Source organism: Pseudomonas sp. P1.8 (assembly GCF_001269805.1).
GTDB lineage: Bacteria > Pseudomonadota > Gammaproteobacteria > Pseudomonadales > Pseudomonadaceae > Aquipseudomonas.
The window spans coordinates 67,422-92,530 of the sequence record NZ_LHVM01000022.1; the positions used below are offsets into that span (position 1 = coordinate 67,422).

The window sequence follows — 25,109 nt, forward strand, 5'->3', positions numbered from 1 at the left end:
TTCAGTCATTTACGGCTTCTCCGGTCTTTTTACTTTTGAACATGTCCAGTGCCAGCATTACCGCACCAACCGTGATGGCGCTGTCGGCAACGTTGAACGCCGGGAAACGCCAGCGATCCTGCCAATGCACCAGAATGAAATCGATCACATGGCCAAGGGCGATGCGGTCATACAAATTGCCTAGCGCGCCCCCCAGCACCAGCGCCAGGGCAATGGCCAGCCAGGTCTCGTTGCGTCCCAGACGCTTGAGCCAGACCACCAGTACTGCACTGACCACGATGGCGATCAGGGCAAACAACCAGCGCTGCCAGCCAGAGCTGTCAGCCAGGAAGCTGAACGCAGCGCCAGTGTTGTAGGCCAGGGTCCAGCTGAACAAATCGGGAATCACCACGATTTGCTGATACATCTCGAGCTTGCCTTCGAAGTAGAACTTGCTGGCCTGGTCGATGACCAGAACCAGCAGGCTCAACCAAAGCCAGCTCAGCCGTCCGAAACGGCCAATGGCATTAGGCATAGTGACGAACCTCGCCAGCGCCGCTGATGTTATCTACGCAACGGCCGCAGATTTCAGGATGCTCCGGGTTCACGCCGACGTCTTCACGGCAGTGCCAGCAACGGGCGCACTTGGCGTGGCTCGACTTGACGATTTGCAGCTTCAAGCCGCCGACTTCGGTTACCACAGCATCGGCCGGTGCTTGCACGAACGGTGCGACAGAGGCGGTCGAAGTGATCAGCACAAAGCGCAGCTCGTTGCTCAGCTTGGCCAGATCGGCACTCAGTGCGTCTTCGGCGAACAGCGTCACTTCGGCCTGCAGGTTGCCACCGACAGCCTTCGCGGCGCGCTGGATTTCCATTTCCTTGTTGACCGCGACCTTCACGGCCATGATCCGGTCCCAATACGCACGACCCAGTTCAAAGCCTTCCGGCAATTCGGTCAGGCCTTCGTACCAGGTGTTGAGCATCACCGATTCGTTGCGTTCGCCCGGCAGGTATTGCCACAGCTCGTCGGCGGTAAAGGCCAGGATCGGCGCGATCCAGCGAACCAGCGCTTCGGAGATGTGGAACAGCGCGGTTTGCGCCGAACGGCGGGCCTTGCTGTTGGCGCCGGTGGTGTACTGACGGTCCTTGATGATGTCGAGGTAGAAACCACCCAGCTCCTGCACGCAGAAGTTGTGGATCTTCGAGTACACGTTCCAGAAACGGTATTCGCCGTAGTGCTCTTGCAGCTCGCGCTGCAGCAGCAGGGTGCGGTCCACGGCCCAACGGTCCAGCGCGAGCATTTCTTCTGCAGGCAGGATGTCGGTGGCCGGATTGAAGCCGGTCAGGTTCGACAGCAGGAAGCGCGCAGTGTTACGGATACGCCGGTAGGCGTCCGCACTGCGTTGCAGGATTTGCTCGGAAACAGCCATTTCACCCGAGTAGTCGGTCGATGCAACCCACAGACGCATGATGTCGGCGCCCAGGGTGTCGTTGACTTTCTGCGGTGCAATGACGTTGCCCAGAGACTTGGACATTTTGCGGCCGGACTCGTCGACGGTGAAGCCGTGGGTCAGCAGCTCGCGGTATGGCGCGTGATTGTCGATGGCGCAACCGGTCAGCAGCGACGAGTGGAACCAGCCACGGTGTTGGTCCGAACCTTCCAGGTACAGGTCGGCGCGTGGCCCGGTTTCGTGGCCCATCGGGTGAGAACCGCGCAGGACGTGCCAATGCGTGGTACCAGAATCGAACCAGACGTCCAGGGTGTCGCTGATCTTGTCGTACTGCGGCGCTTCGTCGCCCAGCAGCTCGGCGGCGTCCAGCTTGAACCAGGCTTCGATGCCTTCGACTTCAACGCGCTTGGCGACTTCTTCCATCAGCTCGACGGTACGAGGGTGCAGCTCGCCGCTTTCCTTGCTCAGGAAGAACGGGATCGGCACGCCCCAGTTGCGCTGACGGGAAATGCACCAGTCAGGACGGTTGGCGATCATCGAGTGCAGACGCGCCTGTCCCCAGGCCGGAACGAACTGAGTCTCTTCGATGGCTTTGAGCGAGCGCTGGCGCAGGGTGTCGCCAGTCACTGGCTGCTTGTCCATGCCGATGAACCACTGCGCGGTGGCGCGGTAGATCAGCGGGGTCTTGTGGCGCCAGCAGTGCATGTAGCTGTGTTCGATGATGGTGGTGTGCAGCAGCGCACCGACTTCGGTCAGCTTGTCGACGATGGCCGGGTTGGCCTTCCAGATGAACTGGCCGCCGAAGAATTCCAGCGAGGTCGCGTACACGCCGTTGCTCTGGACCGGATTGAGGATGTCGTCGTTGACCATGCCGTACTTCTTGCAGGTCACGAAGTCGTCCACGCCATAGGCCGGTGCGGAGTGAACCACACCGGTGCCAGCGCCCAATTCAACGTAGTCGGCCAGGTAAACCGGCGACAGACGGTCGTAGAACGGATGACGGAAGTTGATCAGTTCCAGTGCTTTACCGGTCGTGGTCGCAACAACCGAACCTTCCAGCGAGTAGCGCGCCAGGCACGACTCGACCAGTTCTTCGGCCAGCACCAGCAGTTTGTCGCCGACATCGACCAGTGCGTAGTTGAATTCCGGGTGAACGTTCAACGCCTGGTTGGCCGGGATGGTCCACGGGGTGGTGGTCCAGATCACGATGGAAGCAGGCTTGGCCAGCGACGGCAGACCGAAAGCGGCAGCCAGTTTGGCTTCATCGGCAATCGGGAACGCCACGTCGATGGTCGAGGACTTCTTGTTCTCGTACTCGACTTCCGCTTCAGCCAGGGCCGAACCGCAGTCAAAGCACCAGTTCACAGGCTTCAAGCCCTTGAACACGAAACCACCCTTGACGATTTCGGCCAAGGCACGGATTTCACCGGCCTCGTTCTTGAAATCCATGGTTTTGTACGGGTTGGAGAAGTCACCCAGCACACCCAGACGGATGAACTCGGACTTCTGGCCTTCGATCTGCTCGGTGGCGTAGGCCCGGCACAGTTCGCGGGTCTTGTCGGCGCCCAGGTTCTTGCCGTGGGTCACTTCGACTTTGTGCTCGATCGGCAGACCGTGGCAGTCCCAGCCTGGAACATAAGGTGCATCGAAACCCGACAGGGTCTTCGAGCGGATGATCATGTCCTTGAGAATCTTGTTCAGTGCGTGACCGATGTGGATCGTACCGTTGGCGTACGGAGGGCCGTCGTGCAGGACGAACTTTGGACGATCCTTGCCAATCTCGCGCAACTTTCCGTACAGGCCAATACTGTCCCAGCGCTGCAAAATCTGCGGTTCGCGCTGTGGCAGGCCGGCCTTCATTGGGAAGGCGGTGTCCGGAAGGTTTAGCGTGGCTTTATAGTCGGTCATTTAAGGCTCTTCATTAGCGATGGGCGCTAGGTGCGGCTAGTGCACGGGCGGCGGCGACATCCGCGCTGATCGCCGTTTTCAGCGCCTCCAGAGAGGCGAAACGCTGCTCTTCACGCAGCTTGTGGTGGAAAACCACCGTTAAACGCCGGTCATACAGATCGCCGGCAAAATCTAAAAGATGCACTTCCAGGTGGGCTTTGCCATCACCTTGGACCGTAGGCCGCACGCCGATATTGGCGACGCCGGGCCAGGTCTTGCCGTCGATCTCGACGTCGACCAGGTAAACCCCGGTGAACGGCACGCGACGGCGCTTGAGTTGAATGTTGGCAGTGGGCGTTCCCAGTTGCCGGGCCAGTTTCTGACCATGCAACACCCGCCCGGCGATCCGGTACGGACGCCCCAGCAGGCGTTCGGCCAGGGCGAAGTCAGCGGCAGCCAGGGCGTTACGCACCTGTGTGCTGCTGACACGGATGCCATCGAGTTCGACAGTCTGCGCCGCTTCAACGGTAAAACCCTGAACCATGCCTGCCTGCAGCAGGAAATCGAAATCCCCTGCACGGTCACAGCCGAATCGGAAGTCGTCACCAACTTCCAGGTGCTGTACGCCAAGACCATCAACCAGGATGGTATCGACGAATTCACTGGCGCTGAGTTTGCTCAGGCGCTGGTTGAAAGCCAGGCACAAAACGCGGTCAACACCTTCGGCGGCCAGCAACTGCAGTTTATCCCGCAGGCGGGCCAGGCGAGCCGGCGCAGTCTCCGGCGCAAAAAACTCGCGTGGTTGCGGCTCGAAAATCACCACGCAACTGGGCACGCCCAATTCAAGCGCACGCTCACGCAGCCGCGCCAGGATAGCCTGGTGGCCACGGTGTACACCGTCAAAGTTGCCAATAGTGGCGACGCAGCCCCGATGCTGGGGGCGCAGATTGTGGAGGCCTCGAACCAGCTGCATAACGCGCTTCTTGCTCATAAAGTGGTCGATTATAACCACACCCGGCGCCCGACGACAGGCAACACCGTAACCCAAAGTAATCGAGCCGACCAAACTGTCGGCTCGCCCGTATTTTTCAAGACCTTAACCTTAGCCCAACGCCTTTCGATTGAAGTCGCGCAAACGAAAGCCCATCAACCCTAACATGCCGAAATATGTCACTACGCCAGCAGCCACCAATGCACCCAGGCGCAGGAAACGCTCCAGCATCTGCCCTTCGCCCCACGCCGGCATGAAATGCATCCCGGCCAACAGTACGCCAGACATCACCGAGACCGCGATCACCAGCTTCAAGCCGAACTTCGCCCAGCCCGGTTGCGGCTGGTACATCTGCTGCTTGCGCAGTTGGTAGAACAGCAGCCCCGCGTTCAGGCAGGCACCGGCACTGATAGCCAGCGCCAGCCCGGCGTGGGCCAATGGCCCGATCAGCATCAGGTTGAACAGCTGTGTGACGACCAGCGTGAAAATTGCGATTTTTACCGGTGTGCGGATGTTTTGTTGCGCATAAAAGCCGGGAGCAAGCACCTTGATCACAATAATCCCCAGCAATCCGACGGAATAGGCAACAAGGGCTCGCTGGGTCATCGCCGCATCAAACGCGTTGAACTGGCCGTACTGGAACAGCGAAACCGTCAGCGGCTCCGCAAGAATCCCCAATGCCAGCGAACATGGCAGCACCAGTACAAAGCACAGCCGAAGCCCCCAATCGAGGATGCGCGAGTACTCGTGGCGATCCTTGCTGGCATAGGTTTTGGCCAGCGTCGGCAGCAGAATCGTACCCAAAGCCACGCCCAGTACGCCGGATGGCAATTCCATCAAACGGTCGGCGTAGTACATCCACGACACGGACCCGGCGACCAGGAACGAAGCAAAAATGGTGTTGATGATCAGCGAAATCTGGCTCACCGACACGCCGAGAATCGCCGGCAACATCTGCTTCATCACTCGCCAGACACCACTGTCGCGCAGATTAAGGCGCGGCAGCACCAGCATGCCGATCTTTTTCAGATGCGGCAGCTGATAGAGCAACTGCGCCACCCCCCCTACCAATACGGCCCAGCCGAGCGCCATCACGGGAGGATCGAAATACGGCGTCAGAAACAGCGCAAAGATGATCATGCTGACATTCAGCAGCGTCGGCACGAAAGCCGGCACCGAAAAACGATTCCAGGTATTGAGGATCGCACCGGCCAGTGACGAAAGGGAAATCAGCAGAATGTAGGGAAACGTGACCCGCAGCAGGCTGGTCGTCAGCTCGAATTTTTCCGGGGTATCAGTGAAACCCGGTGCCGTCACCCAGATAACCCAGGGCGCTGCGATCATGCCCAGCACCGTGACCAGCGCCAGTACGAGCGTCAACAGGCCCGAGACATAAGCGATGAAGGTTCGTGTTGCCTCCTCACCCTGCTGGCTCTTGTATTCGGCAAGAATCGGCACGAAAGCTTGGGAAAACGCCCCCTCGGCAAAAATCCGCCGCAGAAGATTGGGTAATTTGAAGGCGATAAAGAAGGCGTCCGTCGCCATTCCCGCGCCAAATGTGCGCGCAATGAGGGTGTCACGAACAAACCCCAGAACCCGGGAAAGCATCGTGATAGAGCTTACGGCGGCCAACGATTTGAGCAGATTCATTGAAAGAGTTTGCGCCTGTCGATAAACAGCAGGCGAATAAAGCGCCCACTTATGCGATACTCCGCGCCGCAACAGCACAGAGCCAAAGCTCGCGAGTTTACAGGTCGCACGCTGGAAAGAAATCTCCAAGCTTGCGTCACCTACCACTTAGCGGAACGTCTCAACCGCCCTTGACAAGACCTCAACTCATCGGCATGATTCGCGGCCTATTTTGTTTGCTATTTCCTAAAAAGTCTTTCGAGGAGCTCGACGGTGGCCAACTCACCTTCCGCCAAAAAACGTGCAAAACAGGCTGAGAAGCGTCGCAGCCACAACGCCAGCCTGCGTTCCATGGTTCGTACCTACATCAAGAATGTAGTTAAGGCCATCGACGCAAAAGACGCTGAAAAAGCTCAAGCTGCATACGTTCTGGCTGTGCCAGTTATCGACCGTATGGCCGATAAAGGCATCATCCACAAGAACAAGGCTGCTCGCCATAAGAGCCGTTTGAATGGCCACGTTAAGGCCCTGAACGTTGCCGCTGCTGCCTAAGCGACTCGTTCATTAAAAAACCGACCTCAGGGTCGGTTTTTTATTGCCTGCGATTTGGCGGACACACAAAAAACTGTAGGAGCGAGCTTGCTCGCGATGACGGATTAACGCTCAGCATTTGTGCTGGCTGGATATCCGCTATCGCGAGCAAGCTCGCTCCTACAGTTCGATTTGCGTCCGATTACTGAGCGTGAGCCCACGGCAAAATCGGAATCGCCGTCACCGCATTCTGCGGGCTGCCCTCGATCAGGCGATCGCTGTACACCAGGTACACCAGCGTATTGCGCTTCTTGTCGAGGAAGCGCACCACCTGCATGGTCTTGAAGACCAGCGAGGTACGCTCCTTGAACACCTCATCACCATCCTTGAGCTCGCCCTTGAAGGTAATCGGCCCGACCTGACGACAAGCGATAGACGCCTCGGCACGATCTTCGGCCAGGCCAAGCCCACCCTTCACACCTCCGGTCTTGGCGCGTGACAGGTAGCAGGTCACACCCTCAACCTTCGGATCGTCGAAAGCCTCGACCACAATCCGGTCATTCGGCCCGACGAATTTGAACACCGTCGACACCTGACCAATCTCTTCGGCCGAAACCAACAGCGGCATCGCCAACAGCAATCCCAACAATCCATTTGCCACGCGCATTCAGGTATTCCTTCAGACCAGGATCAGGTTATCGCGGTGAACCAGTTCCGGCTCCGCCATGTAACCCAACAGACCGACAATCGCATCAGACGACTGACCGATGATTTTTTGTGCCTCGAGCGCGCTGTAGTTGGCCAGGCCACGGGCAATTTCACGACCGTCCGGCGCTACGCACACAACCATTTCGCCGCGCCGGAAACTGCCCTGGACCAATTTGACGCCAACCGGCAGCAAGCTTTTATTGCCCTGGGACAACGCCGTCACCGCACCCGCATCGAGCACCAGGGTGCCACGGGTTTGCAGATGCCCGGCCAGCCACTGCTTGCGCGCCGCGAGCATGCCGCGCTCAGGCGAGAGCAGCGTGCCGATGCGCTCACCCGCCTTGAGGCGATCCAGCACGCGCTCAATTCGTCCACCAACGATTATGGTATGAGCACCGGAGCGTGCAGCAAGACGCGCCGCACGCAACTTGGTCTGCATGCCACCACGACCCAACGCACCACCCGTACCACCCGCCACCGCATCGAGCGCGGGATCATCGGCGCGCGCTTCGTAAATCAGCTGGGCATCCGGGTTATTGCGCGGATCAGCGTCGAACATGCCATCGCGATCAGTGAGGATCACCAGCAAATCAGCTTCGACAAGGTTCGCCACCAGCGCTGCAAGGGTGTCGTTGTCGCCGAAACGGATTTCGTCGGTGACCACGGTGTCGTTTTCATTGATCACCGGAATCACTTTCAGCTCGACCAGTGCACGCAAGGTACTGCGGGCATTCAGGTAGCGCTTGCGGTCGGACAGGTCGTCGTGAGTCAGGAGAATCTGCGCGGTATGCCGGCCATGCTCGGCAAAGCTCGATTCCCATGCCTGCACCAGCCCCATCTGACCGATTGCAGCCGCGGCCTGAAGCTCGTGCATCGCACTGGGTCGCGAGGTCCAGCCCAAACGGCTCATGCCAGCCGCCACCGCCCCAGAGGACACCAGCACCAGCTCAACACCTGCCTCATGCAAGGCCACCATCTGATCAACCCAGACACCCATTGCCGCGCGATCCAAGCCCTTGCCGTCAGCCGTCAGCAAAGCGCTGCCGATTTTGACGACCCAACGCTGCGCACCTGTCACCTTGCTCCGCATCATCTTCAACCTTAGCTTGAGGGCAGCACGACCTAGCACTGCCCGTGACATTATTCGTGGTTATTCGTGACCAACAATCGATTTCCAGATACTAAAACGCCGCTCAATTGAGCGGCGCTTAAGTTTATCGCAACGAATCAGTCACGCACGTAAATGATTTCCGGACCGTCTTCGTCATCCACATCTTCTTCGTCCCAATCATCGTCGCCGATGTCATGGACCGACTTCACGCCGCTGCGGCGCAGGGCACGCTGATCATCCAGCGCCTGCAACTGAGCACGGGCTTCGTCTTCGATGCGCTGATCGAGATCCGCCAGCTCTTCCTTGTAGGCTGGGTCGTTAGCCAGACGATCAGCACGATCCTCCAGGTAACGCATGATGTCGTGGCACAGGCGCTCGGTGTTCTGCTTGGCGATGGCCGAGATCACATAGACCGGACCGGTCCACTCCAGGCGATCAACGATCTCCTTGACGCGAGCATCGTGCTCTTCGTCGAGGATCTGGTCGCACTTGTTCAGAATCAACCAACGATCACGCTCAGCCAGGGACGGGCTGAATTTGGTCAGCTCGTTGACGATGACTTCAGCGGCATCCGGCGCACTGGTGTCATCCAGGGGCGCCATGTCGACGAGGTGCAGCAGCAGACGCGTACGCGACAAGTGCTTGAGGAAGCGAATCCCCAGGCCCGCACCATCGGAAGCACCTTCGATCAGACCCGGGATGTCGGCGACCACAAAGCTTTTCCAGCGATCGACGCTGACCACGCCCAGGTTCGGCACCAAGGTAGTGAACGGGTAGTCGGCGACTTTCGGCTTGGCAGCCGATACCGAACGAATGAAGGTACTCTTGCCAGCATTCGGCAAGCCCAGCAGACCGACGTCCGCCAGCACTTTCATTTCCAGTTTCAGGTCACGCTGCTCGCCTGGCTTGCCCGGGGTAGTCTGGCGTGGTGCGCGGTTGGTACTGGATTTGAATCGGGTGTTACCCAGACCGTGCCAGCCACCGTGAGCGACCAACAACTTCTGGCCGGCCTTGGTCAGGTCGCCGATCACTTCCTGAGTCGCGGAGTCGATTACCGTCGTGCCGACCGGAACGCGCAACACCAGCTCTTCACCTTTTTTACCGGTGCAGTCGGTGCTGCCGCCGTTGGAGCCACGCTCGGCATCGAAGTGCCGGGTGTAACGGTAGTCGACCAGAGTGTTGAGGTTTTCGTCGGCGATCATGTAGACCGAGCCGCCATCACCACCATCACCGCCGTTCGGGCCGCCATTTTCAATGAATTTCTCGCGACGGAAGCTCATGCAACCGTTGCCACCGTCACCGGCCTTTACTCGAATCGATACTTCATCAACAAACTTCATAACAAAACGCCTCTCGCCATACGGACGAGCCGAAAAAATCTAGACATAAGACTCTTGCAAAAATGAGCGCAGCGACCTCAATCAACGACCGCGAATCCAGCGCTGGAGCCCACCTCAAACAGCTTTGCAAGAGACTCACCCCACAAACGAAAAAGCCCCGTCGCAAGACAGGGCTTTTCCAGCAACCACGTAATTATGCCGCGACGACTTCAGTCTTCGGGACAATGCTTACGTAACGACGACCGAAGGCGCCCTTTACTTCGAACTTGATCACGCCGTCGATTTTAGCGAACAGAGTGTGATCTTTGCCCATGCCAACGCCGTAGCCAGCGTGGAATTGGGTGCCGCGCTGACGCACGATGATGTTGCCCGGAATGATAACCTGGCCGCCATACATCTTCACGCCAAGGCGTTTGGCTTCTGAGTCGCGACCGTTACGGGTACTACCACCAGCTTTTTTGTGTGCCATGAGTTCAATTCTCCTAGTGAGGAATTAGGCTGAAATTAAGCCTGAATACCGGTGATTTTGATCTCGGTGTACCACTGGCGGTGGCCCATACGCTTCATGTGGTGCTTACGACGACGGAACTTGATGATGCGGACTTTATCGTGACGACCTTGGGAGATCACTTCAGCCACAACGGTAGCGCCAGCAACAACTGGAGCGCCGATATTCACGTCGTCGCCATTGGCAACCAACAGAACGCGATCAAAGGTAACGGATTCGCCGGTAGCGATTTCCAGTTTTTCGATCTTCAGGTATTCACCTGGGGCGACTTTGTACTGCTTGCCGCCAGTAACGATTACTGCATAAGACATGGTATTTCTCCGATAATCCTGCTCACCCAGCTCTTTATAAGAAGAGGTATTGGCTGGCATGGCTGCATGGGGCTGGAAGGCCCGCTTGCAATTGCGTAAGGCAGGTGCTGCCCAGGAAGTTCAGGGTGCGCGATTGTACGCAAGCCACGCTTGCCTTGCAAGGGGCCGTCCATCGCGCCTTGACACCTGCTGGCGTGGGTCCTAGCATGCCGCGCAACCCTTCTGGAGCAACTGTCGCTGATGCAACCCCAAGCTTTCTACCGCGCGGTGGCGGACGATTTTAGCGCCGTCGACGGCATCATCAAGAAGCAGCTGACCTCCCGTGTGCCGCTGGTATCGAAAATCGGCGACTACATTACCTCGGCCGGCGGTAAACGCCTGCGTCCTTTATTAGTGTTGCTGTGTGGCAAGGCGCTGGGTCGCGAAGGCGACGAACTGCGCCTGCTGGCTGCGACCATCGAGTTCCTGCACACCGCGACCCTGCTGCATGACGACGTCGTCGACATGTCAGGCATGCGCCGTGGCCGCTCGACCGCCAATGCCATGTGGGGCAACGCGCCGAGCGTACTGGTGGGCGACTTCCTGTATTCGCGCTCGTTCGAAATGATGGTCGAGCTGGGCTCTATGCCGGTGATGAAGATCCTTTCGCAAGCCACGCGCATTATCGCCGAAGGTGAAGTGTTGCAGCTGTCCAAGGTCCGTGACGCCAGCACCACCGAAGAGACCTACATGGAAGTCATCCGCGGCAAGACTGCGATGCTCTTCGAAGCCTCGACCCACAGTGCCGCAGCCCTGTGTGAAGCTACACCGGAACAGGCTGAAGCCCTGCGCACGTTTGGCGACCACCTGGGCGTAGCCTTCCAGTTGGTGGACGACCTGCTGGACTACAAAGGTGACGCTGAAACCCTGGGCAAGAACGTCGGCGACGACCTGGCCGAAGGCAAGCCGACCCTGCCGCTGATCTACACCATGCGCGAAGGAACACCCGAACAGGCTGCCCTGGTGCGCAAGGCGATCCAGAAAGGCGGGATCGAAGACCTGGAAAGTATCCGCGAAGCCGTGGAAGCCTCAGGTTCGCTGGAGTACACCGCGCAACTGGCCCGTGATTACGTAGCCCGCGCAATCAAGTGCCTCGACGCGCTACCTGCCAGTGAATACCGCGATGCATTGGTTGAACTGAGCGAATTCGCGGTCGCGCGTACGCATTGATACGCGTTCTGTAGGAGCCGGCTTGCTGGCGATTGCATCACCTCGGCGCCCCTGGCACACCGAGTTGCATGCATCGCCAGCAAGCCGGCTCCTACAGTCCCACCTTCCGACTCTAAAACCCTATATAATGTGCGCTTTTTAGCGATCCTGAATCCAAGGAGCTTTAGTGAGCACGTTGCCACCCTGCCCGAAATGCAATTCCGAATACACCTATGAAGACGGCGCTCAGCTGATCTGCCCCGAGTGCGCCCACGAGTGGTCCGCCAGTGGCGAAGCCGAAGCGGCGTCCGATGACGCGGTGAAGAAAGATTCGGTCGGCAACGTCCTGCAGGACGGCGATACGATTACCGTGATCAAGGACCTCAAGGTCAAGGGCACATCGCTGGTGGTCAAGGTCGGCACCAAGGTCAAGAATATCCGTCTGTGCGATGGCGATCACGACATCGACTGCAAGATCGACGGTATCGGTCCGATGAAACTCAAATCCGAGTTCGTCAGAAAGGTCTGATTGCGCTGTACTCCATCCCGCGCCCGGCGTGGGATGGTGCCTCACCCTCCTCCGTTTCGCCCCGCATATCCGCACACTAGCCAAACGCCAGCCGTTTTGACCTGACGCAATCTTTACCCACAAAAAAGTCCAAACTGCCAATAGGGCCTTGCTATTTATTGAATAGGAATTATTCTCATTGAACCCACCAATGGAGATGAGAACTCATGACTTATTTGATCGACGCCTGGCTGGACCGCCCGCACCCCTATCTCAGGATTCTGCATCGGGAAACCGGTGAAGTTTGCGCTGTACTGGAAGAGGAGGCCTTGAGTGAGTTGCAGGATCAAGGTGACCTTGACCTCAACGGTTTGAGTTCCAGCGAGCCGGTGGTACTCAAAGAGGTGGTGCGCAACCTGTTTCTGTTCTGCTATGCCCGGGCGTTGCGCCCGTCGCACGAAATGACCCACAAGCTCGAAATATGAAACACGCTACAAAACCTGTAGGAGCTGGCTTGCCAGCGATGCAGACGACACGATTTACCTATGAAATCGCGCAGATGCAATTCGCCAGCAAGCCGGCTCCTACAGGTAACCGCAATTACAGAACGTCGAGCAGCTCGACGTCGAACACCAGTACGCTGTGCGGCGGAATGCTGCCAACGCCTTGAGCGCCGTAAGCCAGTTCGCTCGGCACGTACAGGCGCCATTTGCTGCCAGCATTCATCAGTTGCAGGGCTTCGGTCCAGCCGGCGATCACGCCGCCAACCGGAAACTCTGCTGGCTGGCCACGATCGTAAGAGCTATCGAACACGGTGCCGTCGATCAGAGTGCCGTGGTAGTGAGTACGCACGGTGTCTTCACGGGATGGCTTGGCGCCTTCACCGGCAGTCAGAACTTCGAACTGCAGGCCGGAAGCCAGCGTGGTGATGCCATCACGCTTGGCGTTTTCAGCCAGGAACGCCAGGCCTTCGCCAGCGGCCGCTTCAGCCTTGGCTGCAGCTTCGGCTTGCATGATTTCGCGGATCACTTTGAAGCTCGCGGACATTTCTTCCTGGCCAACACGGCTTGGTAGACCGGCAAATGCGTCGGTCAGGCCAGCCAGGATCGCGTCCAGGCTAACGCCCGGTGGCGGGTTGTCGCGCAATTGATCGCCCAGCTGACGGCCGATACCGTAGCTGACGCGCGTTTCGTCGGTGGACAGATTTACTTCGGACATGACACTGCTCCGCTGTGCGGACGGCTCAGGAACAGGCCGTGCGTACACAGCGCGTCCCGGAGCGCCCGGAACCAAAAGGGCCAGCAGACTAGCACAGTTGTCATGGCGTTGATGAGGGACGTCAGGCGATCGGCACCTTCAGATTTTCCTCGACATCGGCAACCAACCCGCACATCTCGTCATGAACGACGGTATGCACCAGATTGAAATGCAACTTGGGAAAGGAGCGAAGTACATCACGCGCATGCTCCACCGAACGCAGGTTCATCATGTGGCCATGTGTATCGCTCAACGGATACGCCGCACCATGCATCCGTGCCTCCAGCAGGTAGATGCCTCCCTCCATGGAAATAAGGTTCAGCTCGTCTACCTTCCCGGCGACGGCATAGGCATTCAACTCTTGCAGGTTCATGGACGCACCTCTCGCAGTGACGAGCCAATACCTCTACAGGGATAAGCCTCGACGCAGCAAAGTACAAGCCTCCAGGCGGACCATTGGTCTGTTATCGGGGTATTTTGTGGCGAGCGAGCTTGCTCGCCACAAGGGAGCTGGTCCGGATCAGTGCTTGGTGACTTTATCCAGATAACCCATGGCAAATGCCGATACCACGAAGGTCATGTGAATGATCACGTACCACTGCAAATGCTCAGGGTCGACGTTCTTGGCATCCATGAAGATGCGCAGCAGGTGAATGGACGAAATCGCCACGATCGATGCGGCGACTTTCATCTTCAACGACGACGAGTCCATGGTGCCGAGCCAGTTGAGCTTCTCCTTGCTGTCGTCGATATCCAGTTGGGAAACGAAGTTCTCGTAACCGGAAATCATCACCATCACCAGCAAACCGCCCACCAGCGCCATGTCGATCAACGACAGCAGCACCAGAATCAGGTCCGACTCGGCCATCGAAAATATATTCGGAATGACGTGGAAAACTTCCTGGAAGAATTTCAGTGCCAGCGCCAGCAACCCGAGGGACAAGCCGAAATAGATCGGCGCCAGCAGCCAGCGCGAGGCGTACATTGCGTTTTCGATAAAGCGTTCCATTGAAACTCACATGTGGACTGGAAATGGCCGCGAGTATAACAGCCGCTCGTTACACCCAGAAACCACTGAAAAATCCGTCACCTGCACCTGTGTATCAAGGTTTTTCTGCTAGTGTCCAAATCATTGACCGCCCCGCGGTATCGGACAGGAAGACTGGAAATGGATGCGCGATTGCCTTTGACGAGTGCCGGAATCTGCCTGGTACTGTTGCTAAGCGGCTGCTCACCCAGCGATGAAAAACGCCAGGTTGGCCTTGAAGAAAAAACCGCACAGTTCGAAAAATCCCTGGATGCCATAGCGGATCCAAAACTCAAGGATGCCGTGGCGGAATTGGGCGGATCCCTGTTATTGCTTGAACGGGCGCAGCTGAAGCTCGACAGCAAGCCATCGGAAACCGAATACGCCGAAGACGTGCTCGCCATGCTCAAGCATTACCCCACGCCGCAGGCGCTGGTCGACACCTATATCAATGGGTTGTTCGTGCTGCAAAAAGACTCCAGTTCCGATTACCTGATCGATCTGCAACCGGTATTCCCCTTCACATTCGGCATCCCCGCCGCGTTTCTGTTTCCCCATGGCCTGGAATGGCAATCGGTCACCCTGAGTAACCAGCGGGTGATCCCCTTTCAGCCGGAATGGTCGGAGACCGATCCCGGCATTCAACTCAGCCCATCAAGCTCCAACCTGACAAATCCCGATGACCTGACCGTGACCTACCCCTTTATCGACGGCCTCGACGCCGATAAGAAGCAGCAGCCGCAACCGGTAACCCTGCAGGGTAAACTCGAAGTCATTGCACCGCGCCGGCTCTACAGTTTCGACCTGACGAAAAAGGATGTCGGACAGACGCGCACCAATGACAATCTGAGCGTCACCCTGCTGAATCTCACGAACAATTACGCAGAAATCGAATATATCAATAGCGCGCCACCGGCCGCTGAAGTCAACGAGGCACTGCTGAACCCGCTGATTGTCCAGGCGAGGGACAACACAGGCCAATTCCTGTCACGCGCCGGTTCGATCAACGAAACCGCCGCACAAATCGCCTTCTATCAGCAACAACTCGCGAAAATGCAGCAACAGAAGAGCTGGAGCGTGGACCTGGAAAGGCAGCTCAACGAAGAACAGCGTACCTTCGAAAAGCAGCAGGCGCGCCACTATTCCAAGGTGTACTTCAACGGAACCATCGAAACCCTCGAAGTCAGCCTGCTCGATTTTTCCACCACCACCGTAACCCGCAAAAACCTGAACCTGCCAATCCGGCATTTCGAGGCCAGCACCACGGACAAAACCATCCAGCCGCTGGATCTGTCGGTGGTGGTGTACGACGATCAGGCGCCAGCCTGGCTCGCGGGAGCCACGTTAAGTGAGGAGCAACTGAAAAAAGGCGTCAGCATCACCCAGTCGGTCGATGACCCCAGCGCAGCGCGCATCGAGTTCAGTCACCTGCGGACTTTCAATGATGAACTGCTCGGCACCTCGTTCAATCCGGGTGAAAGCCCGGTGAGTTTTTTCACCGAAGACAGCCACGGCAAACGCGACGAGCCGATTGAACTGCCACCGCAGGCTTATCAGATTGATAGCTTGCGCGGCACTATCATCTACGATCTGAATCTGTTCCCGCAGACTCCGGCCTACGCGGTGGGCTCTATGCCATTGTTCCTGGCCACCGTCGACAAAAAAGTAATCGACGCGCCTCAAATGCCCAAAGGGTTGGCACTCAAGGGCAACAAATTGGTGGTCGATCTGAAGACGTTTCCTGCCCAGGACTGGCGTTTTTTCGCCAAGGACGACAGCGGCAATTACTTGAAGGAAATTCTATCAGTGACCCATGAAGCCGGCGCGCAAGGTCCGGCGCTGTTTGCCGTGCATTACTTCTACGGCCAGCCAACGCGCCTGGAAACCTATCAACGCACCGACCTTACCACCGTGCAATATGGTTACGAGGTCAAACTCGACAAGGCCGACATGTCGCGTCTTGATCAATAGTGCGACTCAATGCTCGGGGTGAAACTCGAAGCCACCGACATTGCGGCAGCGGCCGCCATTGATTTCACGCAGCTGGGCTTGCAAGTGCAGGCACCAGATTTGCGGATCATCGGCCAATTCGTAGCCGTGCAGGGTCAGGCTTTCCACGATGGTATCGAGAATGGACTCGGCCACAAACGGTCCGTGAAACGGGCCTTGGGCCTTGATCGCCGAAGGCTGTTCACCGGCCATTCCGGCGGCAAACAGCAAGGTCCACATGCCCGTATCTCCCGCCAATGGGCGGACGGCGCACTCGATCCGGGTCACAAGACCCAGGCATTGACGGGTAAGGCAGAGGTTGCGCGACATGGCGGCGACCCTCGGTAGTGCGGTTGTTCAGCCCCCGCGGGAAGGCTGTCTCGATCCAGTGATTACTGTCGATATCCTTGAGCTGAGAATAGAAGAAAAGTCTGATCCGGACGCCCATCAAGACCAGAAGGCGCCGAGCGGTCATAGTGTGAATATTGACGTCATTTCGATGGCGCATTTTCACGATTTCACACATGAAAATGTGGGAGCGAGCCTGCCCGCGATAGCGGAATATCAGTCACCACACCGGTGAATGTCAGTCCGTCATCGCGAGCAGGCTCGCTCCCACACTAGAGGCGCGAGTTCAGTTCAGGTGCGGCCTCAAGCCGGCTTGGCTTCGACCAAGGCTTCCTGTGCGGCTTCTTTTTCAGCTTCTTTGAAATCTTCTTCGCTGATCATTTCCGCGATAACCCGCAGGCGCTCGACCACCCGCGCATTCACGCTGCCTTCCGGAAATTCGCCATTCTCGTCCGGCTCGCCGGCAGGCTCGCCGACCAACAGGCTCAGCGCCTCGTCGGCCTGACGCACGGCGTAGACATGGAATTGCCCGGCGCGCACCGCGGCCAACACTTTCTCGTCGAGCATCAGCGTTGCAACGTTGGCCTGCGGAATGATCGCTCCTTGTTCACCCGTCAACCCACGCGCCTCACAAAGACGGAAGAAGCCTTCGATCTTCTCGTTCACGCCACCCACGGCCTGCACTTCACCGAACTGGTTGATCGAACCGGTAATGGCAAAGCACTGCTTGAGGGGGGTTTTCGACAGCGCCGAAATCAGCGTACACGCCTCGCCGAGGGAGGCGCTGTCGCCATCGACGTAACCGTAGGACTGCTCCAGCGCGATACTTGCGGAAATGGCCAGCGGGAATTCCTGGGCGTAACGGCTGCCCAGATACCCGGTGAGGATCATCACGCCTTTGGAGTGGATCGGCTGGCCGAGATTGACCTCACGCTCGATGTCGACGATGCCACTGCCGCCCGGATAAACCGTGGCGGAAATCCGCGCCGGCACACCGAAGGCCGAGTCGCCGACCTCCAGCACCGTCAAACCGTTGCACTTGCCGACCGCCGCGCCATCGGTATCGATCAGGATGATCCCGGCCAGCATATCGTCGAGAATCCGTGCCGATACACGCCCGGTACGGGTGGCCTTGGCCTTGAGTGCGCGCTCGATGTGCCCCGCGTCAGTCATTTCATCACCGGCCAGGTGACGGATGAAGTCCGCCTCGCTGACCAGTTGAAACAGGTCACCGATACGTGCCGACAAACGCCCCTGATGTTCCGCCAGACGGGCGCTGTACGTCGCCAGGCGCGCCACCGCATCGGCGGTCAACGGCGCCATGCCTTCTTCGGAAGTACGGGTTTTAAGCAACTGGGCGAATTGCTCCAGGCTCTCGTCGACCATCGGGATGTCTTCGTCGAAATCCACCAGGACACGAAACATTTCCTGGAAGTCCGGATCGAGGTCTTGCAGCGTGTAATAGAGCTGACGGGCACCAATGATAACGACTTTGACCTGCAACGGAATGTGCTGCGGGGTCAGCGTCACGGTCGCAAAACGGCCCATCTCGCCCAGTGGCGATTCCATTTTCAGCTTGCGCGATTGCAGGGCGCGTTTGAGCGCATCCCACACGAACGGCTCGCTGAGCATTTTTTCCGCTTCAAGAATCAGGAAACCGCCGTTCGCCCGGTGCAACGCACCCGGCCGCAACTGACGGTAGGTGGTGTACAGCGCGCCCTGGTCGGTGCTGTATTCGATGCGGCCGAACAGGTTTTCGTAGGTCGGATGCGGCTCGAAAACCACCGGTGCACCGCCACTGGCCGAATGACCCACCACCAGGCTCGGTGCGTATTGTTCTTCCAGCATCTTGCGCGCGACAGCGTCGGTTTTGCTGTCGTCCACCAGTTGCTCGACCACGGTCTTGAGTAAATACACCTGCATCGCTTGCAGGTAACCGCACACCGCCGCGTTCTCGGCGTACTTCTCGGACAATGGCGACAACAACGGCTGCAAGGCCAGAGTGATGGTTTCTTCGTTGAAATGGCGCAATTGATTGCTCGACTCGCGCTTCCACTGCGGCAGGCTGGCGAGCTCTTCGTTCAGGCGCTCTTCGAGGGCCGAAATATCGTCATGAAAGCGCTCGCGAAGGGCTTCCGGCAACTGGGCGAACTCCGCTTCGTCCAGTGCCTTGCCATCGCTCATCGGAGTGAATGCGATATTGCTGGCATCGCGGTAGAGCGCGACGTCCTTCTCCAGGGCCAGACGTTCGATTATGTCCAGCGCCTTGTCGTAACGCTGATTGAATGCGCGGTCGATGGCGCTTTTCTTTTGCTGATAGGAAGGGTGCTCGAACACCGCCGGAAATGTCGCCAGCAGGTTATCGATCAACCCGTTGATGTCGCTGATGAATGCACCGGCGCTGCCCGACGGCAATTCCAGTGCGCGTGGCTCGCGCGGCTCATCGAAATTGTTGACGTAGACCCAGTCCGCCGGGGTCTGCAGGCGCTTGCCTTCAGCCTTCAGATAGCGTTTGACGAACGAGAAGCGACCGGTGCCGGGCTCCCCCATGACAAAGACGTTGTAACCGGGGCGTGGCATGGCCACACCAAACTGCAAGGCTTCAACCGCACGTTCCTGGCCAAGCACACCGCGAAAGGGCTCCAGATCATTGGTGGTAGAGAAGCTGAACTGTTCAGCGGAAAACGGACGGGTCAGCGCTTCAGGCGCGAGACGCAAGCTGGCAGCAACAGGATCAGGCATCGGGCTTCCTTAACAATCAGGCGGGGCAGATGGCAGCATTCTGGCGCTGCCCATGCCCGACTGGCAAGGAGCGCCGTAGGCCTGAGCATAGACAATCCGACATCCCCAGGCGCAACGGGCACAATTCACAGTTCCCAATGAATGTTTTGCAAAAAATCACGGAACCCCTTGATCGTGCCTAAACTCCAACCTGCGCGGCCGGAGTAATGTCCGGCCCACTGGCACCGGAATGGGCCAGACCCCCTTGTCTATTAGTACGCACATAAAGAGAACAACGCTATGAAACGGATTCTTCTCGGTACTCTTTTCACCGCTGTATCCATCAACGCTATGGCGCAGGCGCCAGGCGGTCCGGATTGCGGTTGGGGCAACATGCTGTTCGAAGGTCAGCGTGGTACTCCGGCTCACTTCCTGGCATCCACCACCAACGGCACTTCCGGCAACGCAACCTTTGGTATGACGTCCGGTACCAACGGTTGTGCGACCAATGCGTCGCTGACCTATGGCGGCAAATCGTGGTTTGCCATGAACGGCATGATGAACGAGCTATCCGAAGACATGGCCAAAGGTCAGGGCGAAGCGCTGACCACTTATGCCGTTGTACTGGGTGTGGCGCCGCAAGACCGTGCGCACTTCGCCGCCGTGACTCACGAGCACTTCCAGCAGATCTTCAGCAAAGCTGACGTGACGGCGGAAGATGTGCATACCAACACGCTGGCCGTTCTGAAGAACGACCCACGACTGGCCAAGTACGCCACCCAGGCTTAAGCTCGATCCGCCCCGCTTTCTTCGGGAAGCGGGTTTTTGTTTTTTGGACCTGCCCTCTTTTGGGAATACCAGATCAACCGTAGGAGCTGTCGAGTGAAACGAGGCCGCGATCTTTTGATCTTGTCTTTAAAGATCGCAGCCTCGTTTCACTCGACAGCTCCTACAAATGAGCGGCATGAACCGCGCCGGGTCTTTCATTTATTTTCTGTTTAAGTTGCCATTTATGCTCAAACGCCTTGCCTGGCTGGCGCTCTGTGTCTGCGCCCCGCTGTCCGCCGCGCCTCACATCGACCCTCAACGTTTGCAGCAACTGGCCAACGACCCCTTCTGGATATCCCTGGGACATTACGAAACCGCCAAGCTCGGTGGCTGGCGCAGTTATGTCAGCGACCCGAAATTCTTCCTTGCCGCCGATGGCAACGAACACCCCGATCATGAATTGGCCGCGACGGTGCAGGCGCTGTACACCCCAGCCAGCGCAGGTGAGCAACATGCACAATGCGTATACCCGGCCCGTGCACGCTGGCTCAAAGCACAGCTGAATCTCACTGACCTGCCCGCACCGGACTGCGCCGAATTCAAGCAATGGTTCAAGGATGTCTCCCCCCACAGCGCGGTGATGATCTTTCCTGCCGCCTACCTGAACAGCCCATCCTCGATGTTCGGCCATACCCTGCTGCGCATCGATCAAGCTGATGTGCAGAGCGACAAAACCTCGCTGCTCAGTTACGCGATCAACTTCGGCGCCTACATCGAGGGTTCGGACAACAGCATTCTGTATGCGTGGAAAGGCTTGATGGGCGGCTATCCTGGCCTGTTCGCGCTGGTACCCTATCAGGAAAAACTTTCGGAATACCGCAGCCTGGAAAACCGTGACCTGTGGGAGTACCGACTGAACCTGACCCAGCAAGAGACCGCACGTATGGTCGAGCACGTCTGGGAACTCAAGCAGATCAAATTCGACTACTTCTTCTTCGACGAAAACTGCTCCTATCGCCTGCTTGAACTGCTGCAAGTGGCACGCCCAAGCCTGCGCCTGACGGAACAATTTCCGATCACGGCCATTCCCACCGACACTGTCAAAGCTGTGAAAGAGGCCGGGGTGGTGGAATCCATCCAGTATCGCCCTTCGCGCGAACGTGAGCTGCTGAGCCGTGCCGAGCCTTTGTCTGACGAAGAGCAACAATGGGTACTGAAAGTCAGCGCCGATCAGAATCAATTGCAAGACCCGGCGTTCAAGGCGCAACCCCGCGACCGTCAGGCCCTGATTATCGATGCGGCCTATCGTCTGGAGCGCTACCGCGCCAATGGTCAGGAGCGCGATCCGCAGCGCGCCCAGCGCAGTTTCGAATTGCTGCGGGCGATCAATCAGAATCCGGCACCGGAGCTGGACATCCCGCAACCCGGCCTGCCCGAGGACGGCCATGAGTCCCGCACCTGGCAACTCGGCGCGGGCACCAGAGGCGACAAAGCGTTCGGCGAATACGGCCTGCGCATGGCCTATCACGACCTCAATGACAACGCCGAAAGCTTCCCCCTCGGCGCACAAATCGAAATCCTGCAACTGAAACTGCGCCAGTACGAGGGCAATGACTGGCAGGTCCAGCAACTGGACCTGGCAACCATCCGCTCCCTGACCCCGCGCAATGAGTTGTTGCAACCGTGGTCCTGGCAAGTCACCGGCGGCCTGGAACGGGTGCCGGGCAAACATGATGACGAAAACCTGGTCAGCCACGTCAACGGCGGCGGTGGCGGCACCTGGCAATTGGCCGATGACATGCTCGGTTTTGCCCTGGGCACCGTGCGCGTGGAGCACAACAACGATTTCGCTGAATTCATTTCCCCGGCGGCGGGTTTCAATACGGGCCTGCTATGGAGAAACCCGCTGGGCAACCTCAGCCTGGAAACCAAGGGTGATTTTTTCACCAATGGCGAAGTGCGGCGCTCCATCAGCTTGAATCAGCAATGGGAGCTGTCACGCAATCTGGGTCTGCGCCTGAGTGCCCAGCGTGAATTCAGTCACATGGCCACGCCAGAAAACGAAGTGATGCTGGAGGTGAAGTGGTACCACTACTGATCCGAACGCACCGCAACTCCCTGTAGGAGCCGACTTGCTGGCGAAAGCGGTCCAGCCGACACCGCATGGTCCATTTCGCCAGCAAGCCGGCTCCTACAAAGCTGCGTTTTTTTGATCTTCCTTTCACAAACCACTGACGCATCCACTTCTAGACTCACCCTATCGGCCACGTAATGGCTTTGGAGTGAATGATGTGGCGGTGTGCAGGATTGCTGACTGTATTGTTGATCACAGGTTGCCAGTCAACCCACGATGATCTGCTCGCCAAAGGTTACCCGCCCGCCTTCGCCGATGGTTTTGACGACGGTTGCAGCAGTGGCCGGCAAGCCGCCGGATCCATCAGCGGCGAGTTTCGCAAAAACGTACCGCGTTATCTGAAGGATCCGTTATACGCAGAGGGCTGGAGCGATGGATTCCACCAGTGCCTGGCCATGCGTGACAACCAGGATCGCGCAGACTACCGCAACAGCCATCTGGAGGAACGGGACAAAGCCTGGCAACAACAAAAGGATCAGGACGCTGCCCGAGCCTATCGCTCGCAATGAGTCGCTTACAGACATCCAGTGAAACCAAATGCCTGCGACCATGGCCAAAACCCTATTACGGGAGCAAAACCATGAGCCGTGCCTTCGTCAATGAAGATAATGCCGCCGCGCAAGCCGATCAGCCGGTCGAGCGGCAGGTCAGTGCGCAACCCAACTACGTCACCCCGCAAGGCCTGAGCCAGTTGCAGGGCAAAGTCGCCGAGCTGCAAACTCTGCATGCCGAGCAATCGGCCAAGGGAGAGCAAGCCGACAAACAGCGCCTGGCGGACCTTGAGCGCGACTTGCGCTACTTCAAACAACGTCTGGGCAGTGCGCAAGTGGTGCCAGCCGCGACCTCGACCGAGAAAGTGCAGATCGGCAGTTGGGTGACCTACGCCGACGAACACGACAGCGAACGCCGCGTGCAACTGGTGGGCGAAGATCAGGCCGATGCCGCCCATGGCCTGATCAATTGGGGCTCTCCACTGGGTCGGGCGCTGCTGGGAGCACAACTCAATGATGAAGTGCTGTGGCAGCGCCCCGCCGGGGATCAGCTGATTGAGGTGATCCGCATCGAGCCGGCTTAAACCACGCCTTGAGCCAGCATGGCATCGGCGACTTTTACGAAACCGGCGATGTTGGCGCCTTTGACGTAGTTGACCCGACCGTCCTCTTCGCCGTAGTGCACGCAAGCGTGATGGATCGACTGCATGATCGCGTGCAGCTTGCTGTCCACCTCTCCACCGGTCCACAGCAGGCGCATGGCGTTCTGCGACATCTCCAGCCCGCTCACCGCGACACCGCCGGCGTTGGACGCTTTACCCGGCGCGAACAGAATATCCGCCTCGATGAACAAATCGACGGCCTCAAGGGTGGTCGGCATGTTCGCGCCTTCCGCCACACAGAAGCAGCCGTTGCGCAGCAAGGTACGAGCAGCCTCGGCATCCAGTTCGTTTTGCGTGGCGCACGGTAAAGCGATGTCGCAGCTCAGGCTCCACGGCAGCTCACCGGCGCGGAACTCCAGGCCAAAACGGCTGGCCAGTTCACGGATGCGCCCGCGCTGCACATTTTTCAGCTCCAGCACCGCCAGCCATTGCTCCTCGGTTAAACCACTCTCGCAGTACAAGGTGCCTTCGGAATCGGACAGCGAAATCACCTTGCCACCCAAATCCATGACCTTGCGCGCCGCGTATTGCGCAACGTTGCCCGAGCCGGAAATCGCCACACGCTTGCCTTCGACAGCCAGGCCGCGACGTTTGAGCATCTCTTCGGCGAAGTACACACAACCGAAACCGGTGGCTTCCGGGCGAATCAGACTGCCGCCGTAGCTTGGACCCTTGCCGGTCAGTACGCTGGTGAACTGGTTGCTCAGGCGTTTGTACTGGCCGAACAGGAAGCCGATTTCACGGGCACCGACGCCGATATCACCGGCCGGCACATCAACATCTGCACCGATGTGGCGGTACAGCTCGCTCATGAAGGCCTGACAGAAGCGCATGACTTCCGCGTCGCTTTTGCCCTTCGGATCGAAGTCCGAACCACCCTTGCCGCCACCCATCGGCAGCGAGGTCAGGGAGTTCTTGAAGGTCTGCTCGAAGGCGAGGAATTTCAGCACACCCATGTTCACCGACGGGTGGAAGCGCAAGCCGCCCTTGTACGGACCGATGGCGCTATTCATCTGGATACGGAATCCGCGATTGACTTGCACCTTGCCCTGATCGTCGACCCAGGAAACCCGAAACACGACCGCCCGCTCCGGCTCGCAGATGCGCTCCAGGATGCCCGAGGCCAGGTAATGCGGATTGGCTTCGAGGAAGGGCCACAGACTGCGCAGGACTTCTTCGACAGCCTGGTGAAACTCGGGTTGGTCCGGGTCGCGTTTTTTCAGGCGCGCAAGGAAGGATTCGACGGATTCGATCATGGAAATGTCTCGGCAAATTTATTGTCGTTGGAGGAGATTTGGCCGGACTGTAACAAAGGATTCACGCACAAGAACAGCGCAGAACGTCGCATTTATGAAATTAAATGGTGCGCAGGATATAAATTAATCTGCTTTTTGGCCTTTTTCGCACCTGAATAGGGAGATCAATTCCCAGCAATGCACCATCAGTTACACCGCATCGCCGGCAAGCCAGCTCCTACAGTTTTCCCTGAGCTCACACAATCCGGGCACAACACAAATCCTGTAGGAGCTGGCTTGCCGGCGATGAATTCAACTCGGTATGCGTAAAAAAC

Annotated in this window: 25 protein-coding genes; 10 read left to right on the forward strand and 15 right to left on the reverse strand. The window is 58.1% G+C overall.

Annotation, left to right across the window (positions count from 1 at the left end):
• Position 1 precedes the first annotated feature (1 nt).
• The 4 genes from lspA to murJ all read right to left on the reverse strand — a co-directional run bounded on the left by lspA (position 2) and on the right by murJ (position 5,958).
• Positions 2–514, reverse strand: a complete 513-nt coding sequence (gene lspA / locus AD668_RS23080; protein ID WP_053162535.1) for a signal peptidase II — start codon at positions 512–514, stop codon at positions 2–4.
• Complete coding sequence (gene ileS, locus AD668_RS23085) at positions 507–3,338, reverse strand: isoleucine--tRNA ligase (RefSeq protein WP_053162537.1); 2,832 nt, start codon at positions 3,336–3,338, stop codon at positions 507–509. Before ileS ends, lspA begins: the two co-directional genes overlap by 8 nt.
• Before the next feature lie 13 nt (positions 3,339–3,351).
• Complete coding sequence (gene ribF / locus AD668_RS23090) at positions 3,352–4,290, reverse strand: bifunctional riboflavin kinase/FAD synthetase (RefSeq protein WP_053162538.1); 939 nt, start codon at positions 4,288–4,290, stop codon at positions 3,352–3,354.
• A gap of 129 nt (positions 4,291–4,419) precedes the next feature.
• Complete coding sequence (murJ, locus tag AD668_RS23095) at positions 4,420–5,958, reverse strand: murein biosynthesis integral membrane protein MurJ (protein WP_053162540.1); 1,539 nt, start codon at positions 5,956–5,958, stop codon at positions 4,420–4,422.
• Between the two features lie 252 nt (positions 5,959–6,210).
• On the opposite strand from murJ, the gene rpsT reads away from it, so the two are divergent.
• Positions 6,211–6,489 (forward strand): 30S ribosomal protein S20, encoded by a 279-nt coding sequence (gene rpsT / locus AD668_RS23100; RefSeq protein WP_020798646.1) that lies wholly within the window; start codon positions 6,211–6,213, stop codon positions 6,487–6,489.
• A gap of 181 nt (positions 6,490–6,670) precedes the next feature.
• Here the strand turns inward: rpsT and AD668_RS23105 are convergent, their stop codons facing one another.
• The 5 genes from AD668_RS23105 to rplU all read right to left on the reverse strand — a co-directional run bounded on the left by AD668_RS23105 (position 6,671) and on the right by rplU (position 10,446).
• Complete coding sequence (locus tag AD668_RS23105; RefSeq protein ID WP_053162542.1) at positions 6,671–7,135, reverse strand: CreA family protein; 465 nt, start codon at positions 7,133–7,135, stop codon at positions 6,671–6,673.
• A 12-nt stretch (positions 7,136–7,147) separates the two neighbouring features.
• Positions 7,148–8,266, reverse strand: a complete 1,119-nt coding sequence (gene proB / locus AD668_RS23110; protein ID WP_053162544.1) for a glutamate 5-kinase — start codon at positions 8,264–8,266, stop codon at positions 7,148–7,150.
• A gap of 137 nt (positions 8,267–8,403) precedes the next feature.
• On the reverse strand, positions 8,404–9,627 hold the full coding sequence (gene cgtA, locus AD668_RS23115) for an Obg family GTPase CgtA (protein ID WP_053162546.1): 1,224 nt from the start codon (positions 9,625–9,627) through the stop codon (positions 8,404–8,406).
• Between the two features lie 193 nt (positions 9,628–9,820).
• Positions 9,821–10,096 carry a 50S ribosomal protein L27 gene (gene rpmA / locus AD668_RS23120; protein WP_017340859.1) on the reverse strand — a complete coding sequence of 92 codons (276 nt, stop codon included), beginning with the start codon at positions 10,094–10,096 and terminating at the stop codon, positions 9,821–9,823.
• Between the two features lie 35 nt (positions 10,097–10,131).
• On the reverse strand, positions 10,132–10,446 hold the full coding sequence (gene rplU, locus AD668_RS23125; protein ID WP_003176051.1) for a 50S ribosomal protein L21: 315 nt from the start codon (positions 10,444–10,446) through the stop codon (positions 10,132–10,134).
• A 240-nt stretch (positions 10,447–10,686) separates the two neighbouring features.
• On the opposite strand from rplU, the gene AD668_RS23130 reads away from it, so the two are divergent.
• The 3 genes from AD668_RS23130 to AD668_RS23140 all read left to right on the forward strand — a co-directional run bounded on the left by AD668_RS23130 (position 10,687) and on the right by AD668_RS23140 (position 12,627).
• A complete protein-coding gene (locus tag AD668_RS23130; protein WP_053162548.1) occupies positions 10,687–11,655 on the forward strand; it encodes a polyprenyl synthetase family protein in 969 nt (322 codons plus the stop codon).
• Between the two features lie 166 nt (positions 11,656–11,821).
• Positions 11,822–12,163, forward strand: coding sequence for a zinc ribbon domain-containing protein YjdM (locus AD668_RS23135; RefSeq protein WP_008028840.1), 342 nt, complete (start codon positions 11,822–11,824; stop codon positions 12,161–12,163).
• 206 nt (positions 12,164–12,369) lie between these two features.
• Complete coding sequence (locus AD668_RS23140; protein WP_053162551.1) at positions 12,370–12,627, forward strand: hypothetical protein; 258 nt, start codon at positions 12,370–12,372, stop codon at positions 12,625–12,627.
• Between the two features lie 115 nt (positions 12,628–12,742).
• Here the strand turns inward: AD668_RS23140 and AD668_RS23145 are convergent, their stop codons facing one another.
• From AD668_RS23145 to AD668_RS23155, 3 genes are all read right to left on the reverse strand, one after another.
• Positions 12,743–13,360 carry an FKBP-type peptidyl-prolyl cis-trans isomerase gene (locus AD668_RS23145; RefSeq protein ID WP_053162553.1) on the reverse strand — a complete coding sequence of 206 codons (618 nt, stop codon included), beginning with the start codon at positions 13,358–13,360 and terminating at the stop codon, positions 12,743–12,745.
• A gap of 121 nt (positions 13,361–13,481) precedes the next feature.
• On the reverse strand, positions 13,482–13,772 hold the full coding sequence (locus tag AD668_RS23150) for a DUF6482 family protein (RefSeq protein ID WP_053162555.1): 291 nt from the start codon (positions 13,770–13,772) through the stop codon (positions 13,482–13,484).
• Positions 13,773–13,919: 147 nt separating this feature from the next.
• Positions 13,920–14,408 (reverse strand): TIGR00645 family protein, encoded by a 489-nt coding sequence (locus tag AD668_RS23155; protein ID WP_053162557.1) that lies wholly within the window; start codon positions 14,406–14,408, stop codon positions 13,920–13,922.
• A gap of 159 nt (positions 14,409–14,567) precedes the next feature.
• On the opposite strand from AD668_RS23155, the gene AD668_RS23160 reads away from it, so the two are divergent.
• Complete coding sequence (locus tag AD668_RS23160) at positions 14,568–16,397, forward strand: hypothetical protein (RefSeq protein WP_053162560.1); 1,830 nt, start codon at positions 14,568–14,570, stop codon at positions 16,395–16,397.
• 6 nt (positions 16,398–16,403) lie between these two features.
• On the opposite strand, the gene AD668_RS23165 is transcribed toward AD668_RS23160, so the two are convergent.
• Complete coding sequence (locus tag AD668_RS23165; RefSeq protein ID WP_053162562.1) at positions 16,404–16,745, reverse strand: hypothetical protein; 342 nt, start codon at positions 16,743–16,745, stop codon at positions 16,404–16,406.
• Here AD668_RS23165 and AD668_RS23170 point away from each other — a divergent pair.
• Entirely contained in the window at positions 16,744–16,998 is a 255-nt protein-coding gene (locus AD668_RS23170) for a hypothetical protein (protein ID WP_053162564.1), read from the forward strand. The two genes, AD668_RS23165 and AD668_RS23170, sit on opposite strands and share 2 nt — an antisense overlap.
• Positions 16,999–17,066: 68 nt before the next feature.
• Here the strand turns inward: AD668_RS23170 and AD668_RS23175 are convergent, their stop codons facing one another.
• Entirely contained in the window at positions 17,067–19,505 is a 2,439-nt protein-coding gene (locus tag AD668_RS23175) for a Lon protease family protein (RefSeq protein WP_053162565.1), read from the reverse strand.
• Positions 19,506–19,784: 279 nt separating this feature from the next.
• Between AD668_RS23175 and AD668_RS23180 the strand changes: the two genes are divergently transcribed.
• The 4 genes from AD668_RS23180 (at position 19,785) to AD668_RS23195 (ending at position 23,461) form a co-directional block, all read left to right on the forward strand.
• Positions 19,785–20,273 carry a DUF3015 domain-containing protein gene (locus AD668_RS23180; protein WP_053162567.1) on the forward strand — a complete coding sequence of 163 codons (489 nt, stop codon included), beginning with the start codon at positions 19,785–19,787 and terminating at the stop codon, positions 20,271–20,273.
• 223 nt (positions 20,274–20,496) lie between these two features.
• Positions 20,497–22,350, forward strand: a complete 1,854-nt coding sequence (locus AD668_RS23185; RefSeq protein WP_053162848.1) for a DUF4105 domain-containing protein — start codon at positions 20,497–20,499, stop codon at positions 22,348–22,350.
• 191 nt (positions 22,351–22,541) lie between these two features.
• Positions 22,542–22,895 carry a hypothetical protein gene (locus tag AD668_RS23190; RefSeq protein ID WP_053162570.1) on the forward strand — a complete coding sequence of 118 codons (354 nt, stop codon included), beginning with the start codon at positions 22,542–22,544 and terminating at the stop codon, positions 22,893–22,895.
• Positions 22,896–22,966: 71 nt separating this feature from the next.
• On the forward strand, positions 22,967–23,461 hold the full coding sequence (locus AD668_RS23195; RefSeq protein ID WP_053162572.1) for a GreA/GreB family elongation factor: 495 nt from the start codon (positions 22,967–22,969) through the stop codon (positions 23,459–23,461).
• Here the strand turns inward: AD668_RS23195 and gdhA are convergent.
• On the reverse strand, positions 23,458–24,795 hold the full coding sequence (gdhA, locus tag AD668_RS23200; protein WP_053162574.1) for an NADP-specific glutamate dehydrogenase: 1,338 nt from the start codon (positions 24,793–24,795) through the stop codon (positions 23,458–23,460). The two genes, AD668_RS23195 and gdhA, sit on opposite strands and share 4 nt — an antisense overlap.
• Positions 24,796–25,109 lie beyond the last annotated feature (314 nt).

What these genes read in the sequence shown, in the direction of transcription:
- AD668_RS23185 (WP_053162848.1), top strand. Translation starts at nt 20,497, where the DNA reads ATGCTCAAACGCCTTGCCTGGCTGGCGCTCTGTGTCTGCGCCCCGCTG.
- rpmA (WP_017340859.1), bottom strand. Translation starts at nt 10,096, where the DNA reads ATGGCACACAAAAAAGCTGGTGGTAGTACCCGTAACGGTCGCGACTCA.
- AD668_RS23170 (WP_053162564.1), top strand. Translation starts at nt 16,744, where the DNA reads ATGGCGGCGACCCTCGGTAGTGCGGTTGTTCAGCCCCCGCGGGAAGGC.
- ileS (WP_053162537.1), bottom strand. Translation starts at nt 3,338, where the DNA reads ATGACCGACTATAAAGCCACGCTAAACCTTCCGGACACCGCCTTCCCA.
- AD668_RS23180 (WP_053162567.1), top strand. Translation starts at nt 19,785, where the DNA reads ATGAAACGGATTCTTCTCGGTACTCTTTTCACCGCTGTATCCATCAAC.
- AD668_RS23160 (WP_053162560.1), top strand. Translation starts at nt 14,568, where the DNA reads ATGGATGCGCGATTGCCTTTGACGAGTGCCGGAATCTGCCTGGTACTG.
- AD668_RS23130 (WP_053162548.1), top strand. Translation starts at nt 10,687, where the DNA reads ATGCAACCCCAAGCTTTCTACCGCGCGGTGGCGGACGATTTTAGCGCC.
- ribF (WP_053162538.1), bottom strand. Translation starts at nt 4,290, where the DNA reads ATGCAGCTGGTTCGAGGCCTCCACAATCTGCGCCCCCAGCATCGGGGC.
- murJ (WP_053162540.1), bottom strand. Translation starts at nt 5,958, where the DNA reads ATGAATCTGCTCAAATCGTTGGCCGCCGTAAGCTCTATCACGATGCTT.
- cgtA (WP_053162546.1), bottom strand. Translation starts at nt 9,627, where the DNA reads ATGAAGTTTGTTGATGAAGTATCGATTCGAGTAAAGGCCGGTGACGGT.
- AD668_RS23150 (WP_053162555.1), bottom strand. Translation starts at nt 13,772, where the DNA reads ATGAACCTGCAAGAGTTGAATGCCTATGCCGTCGCCGGGAAGGTAGAC.
- AD668_RS23195 (WP_053162572.1), top strand. Translation starts at nt 22,967, where the DNA reads ATGAGCCGTGCCTTCGTCAATGAAGATAATGCCGCCGCGCAAGCCGAT.
- AD668_RS23175 (WP_053162565.1), bottom strand. Translation starts at nt 19,505, where the DNA reads ATGCCTGATCCTGTTGCTGCCAGCTTGCGTCTCGCGCCTGAAGCGCTG.
- proB (WP_053162544.1), bottom strand. Translation starts at nt 8,266, where the DNA reads ATGCGGAGCAAGGTGACAGGTGCGCAGCGTTGGGTCGTCAAAATCGGC.
- AD668_RS23105 (WP_053162542.1), bottom strand. Translation starts at nt 7,135, where the DNA reads ATGCGCGTGGCAAATGGATTGTTGGGATTGCTGTTGGCGATGCCGCTG.
- rplU (WP_003176051.1), bottom strand. Translation starts at nt 10,446, where the DNA reads ATGTCTTATGCAGTAATCGTTACTGGCGGCAAGCAGTACAAAGTCGCC.
- AD668_RS23140 (WP_053162551.1), top strand. Translation starts at nt 12,370, where the DNA reads ATGACTTATTTGATCGACGCCTGGCTGGACCGCCCGCACCCCTATCTC.
- gdhA (WP_053162574.1), bottom strand. Translation starts at nt 24,795, where the DNA reads ATGATCGAATCCGTCGAATCCTTCCTTGCGCGCCTGAAAAAACGCGAC.
- AD668_RS23165 (WP_053162562.1), bottom strand. Translation starts at nt 16,745, where the DNA reads ATGTCGCGCAACCTCTGCCTTACCCGTCAATGCCTGGGTCTTGTGACC.
- AD668_RS23155 (WP_053162557.1), bottom strand. Translation starts at nt 14,408, where the DNA reads ATGGAACGCTTTATCGAAAACGCAATGTACGCCTCGCGCTGGCTGCTG.
- lspA (WP_053162535.1), bottom strand. Translation starts at nt 514, where the DNA reads ATGCCTAATGCCATTGGCCGTTTCGGACGGCTGAGCTGGCTTTGGTTG.
- AD668_RS23145 (WP_053162553.1), bottom strand. Translation starts at nt 13,360, where the DNA reads ATGTCCGAAGTAAATCTGTCCACCGACGAAACGCGCGTCAGCTACGGT.
- AD668_RS23190 (WP_053162570.1), top strand. Translation starts at nt 22,542, where the DNA reads ATGTGGCGGTGTGCAGGATTGCTGACTGTATTGTTGATCACAGGTTGC.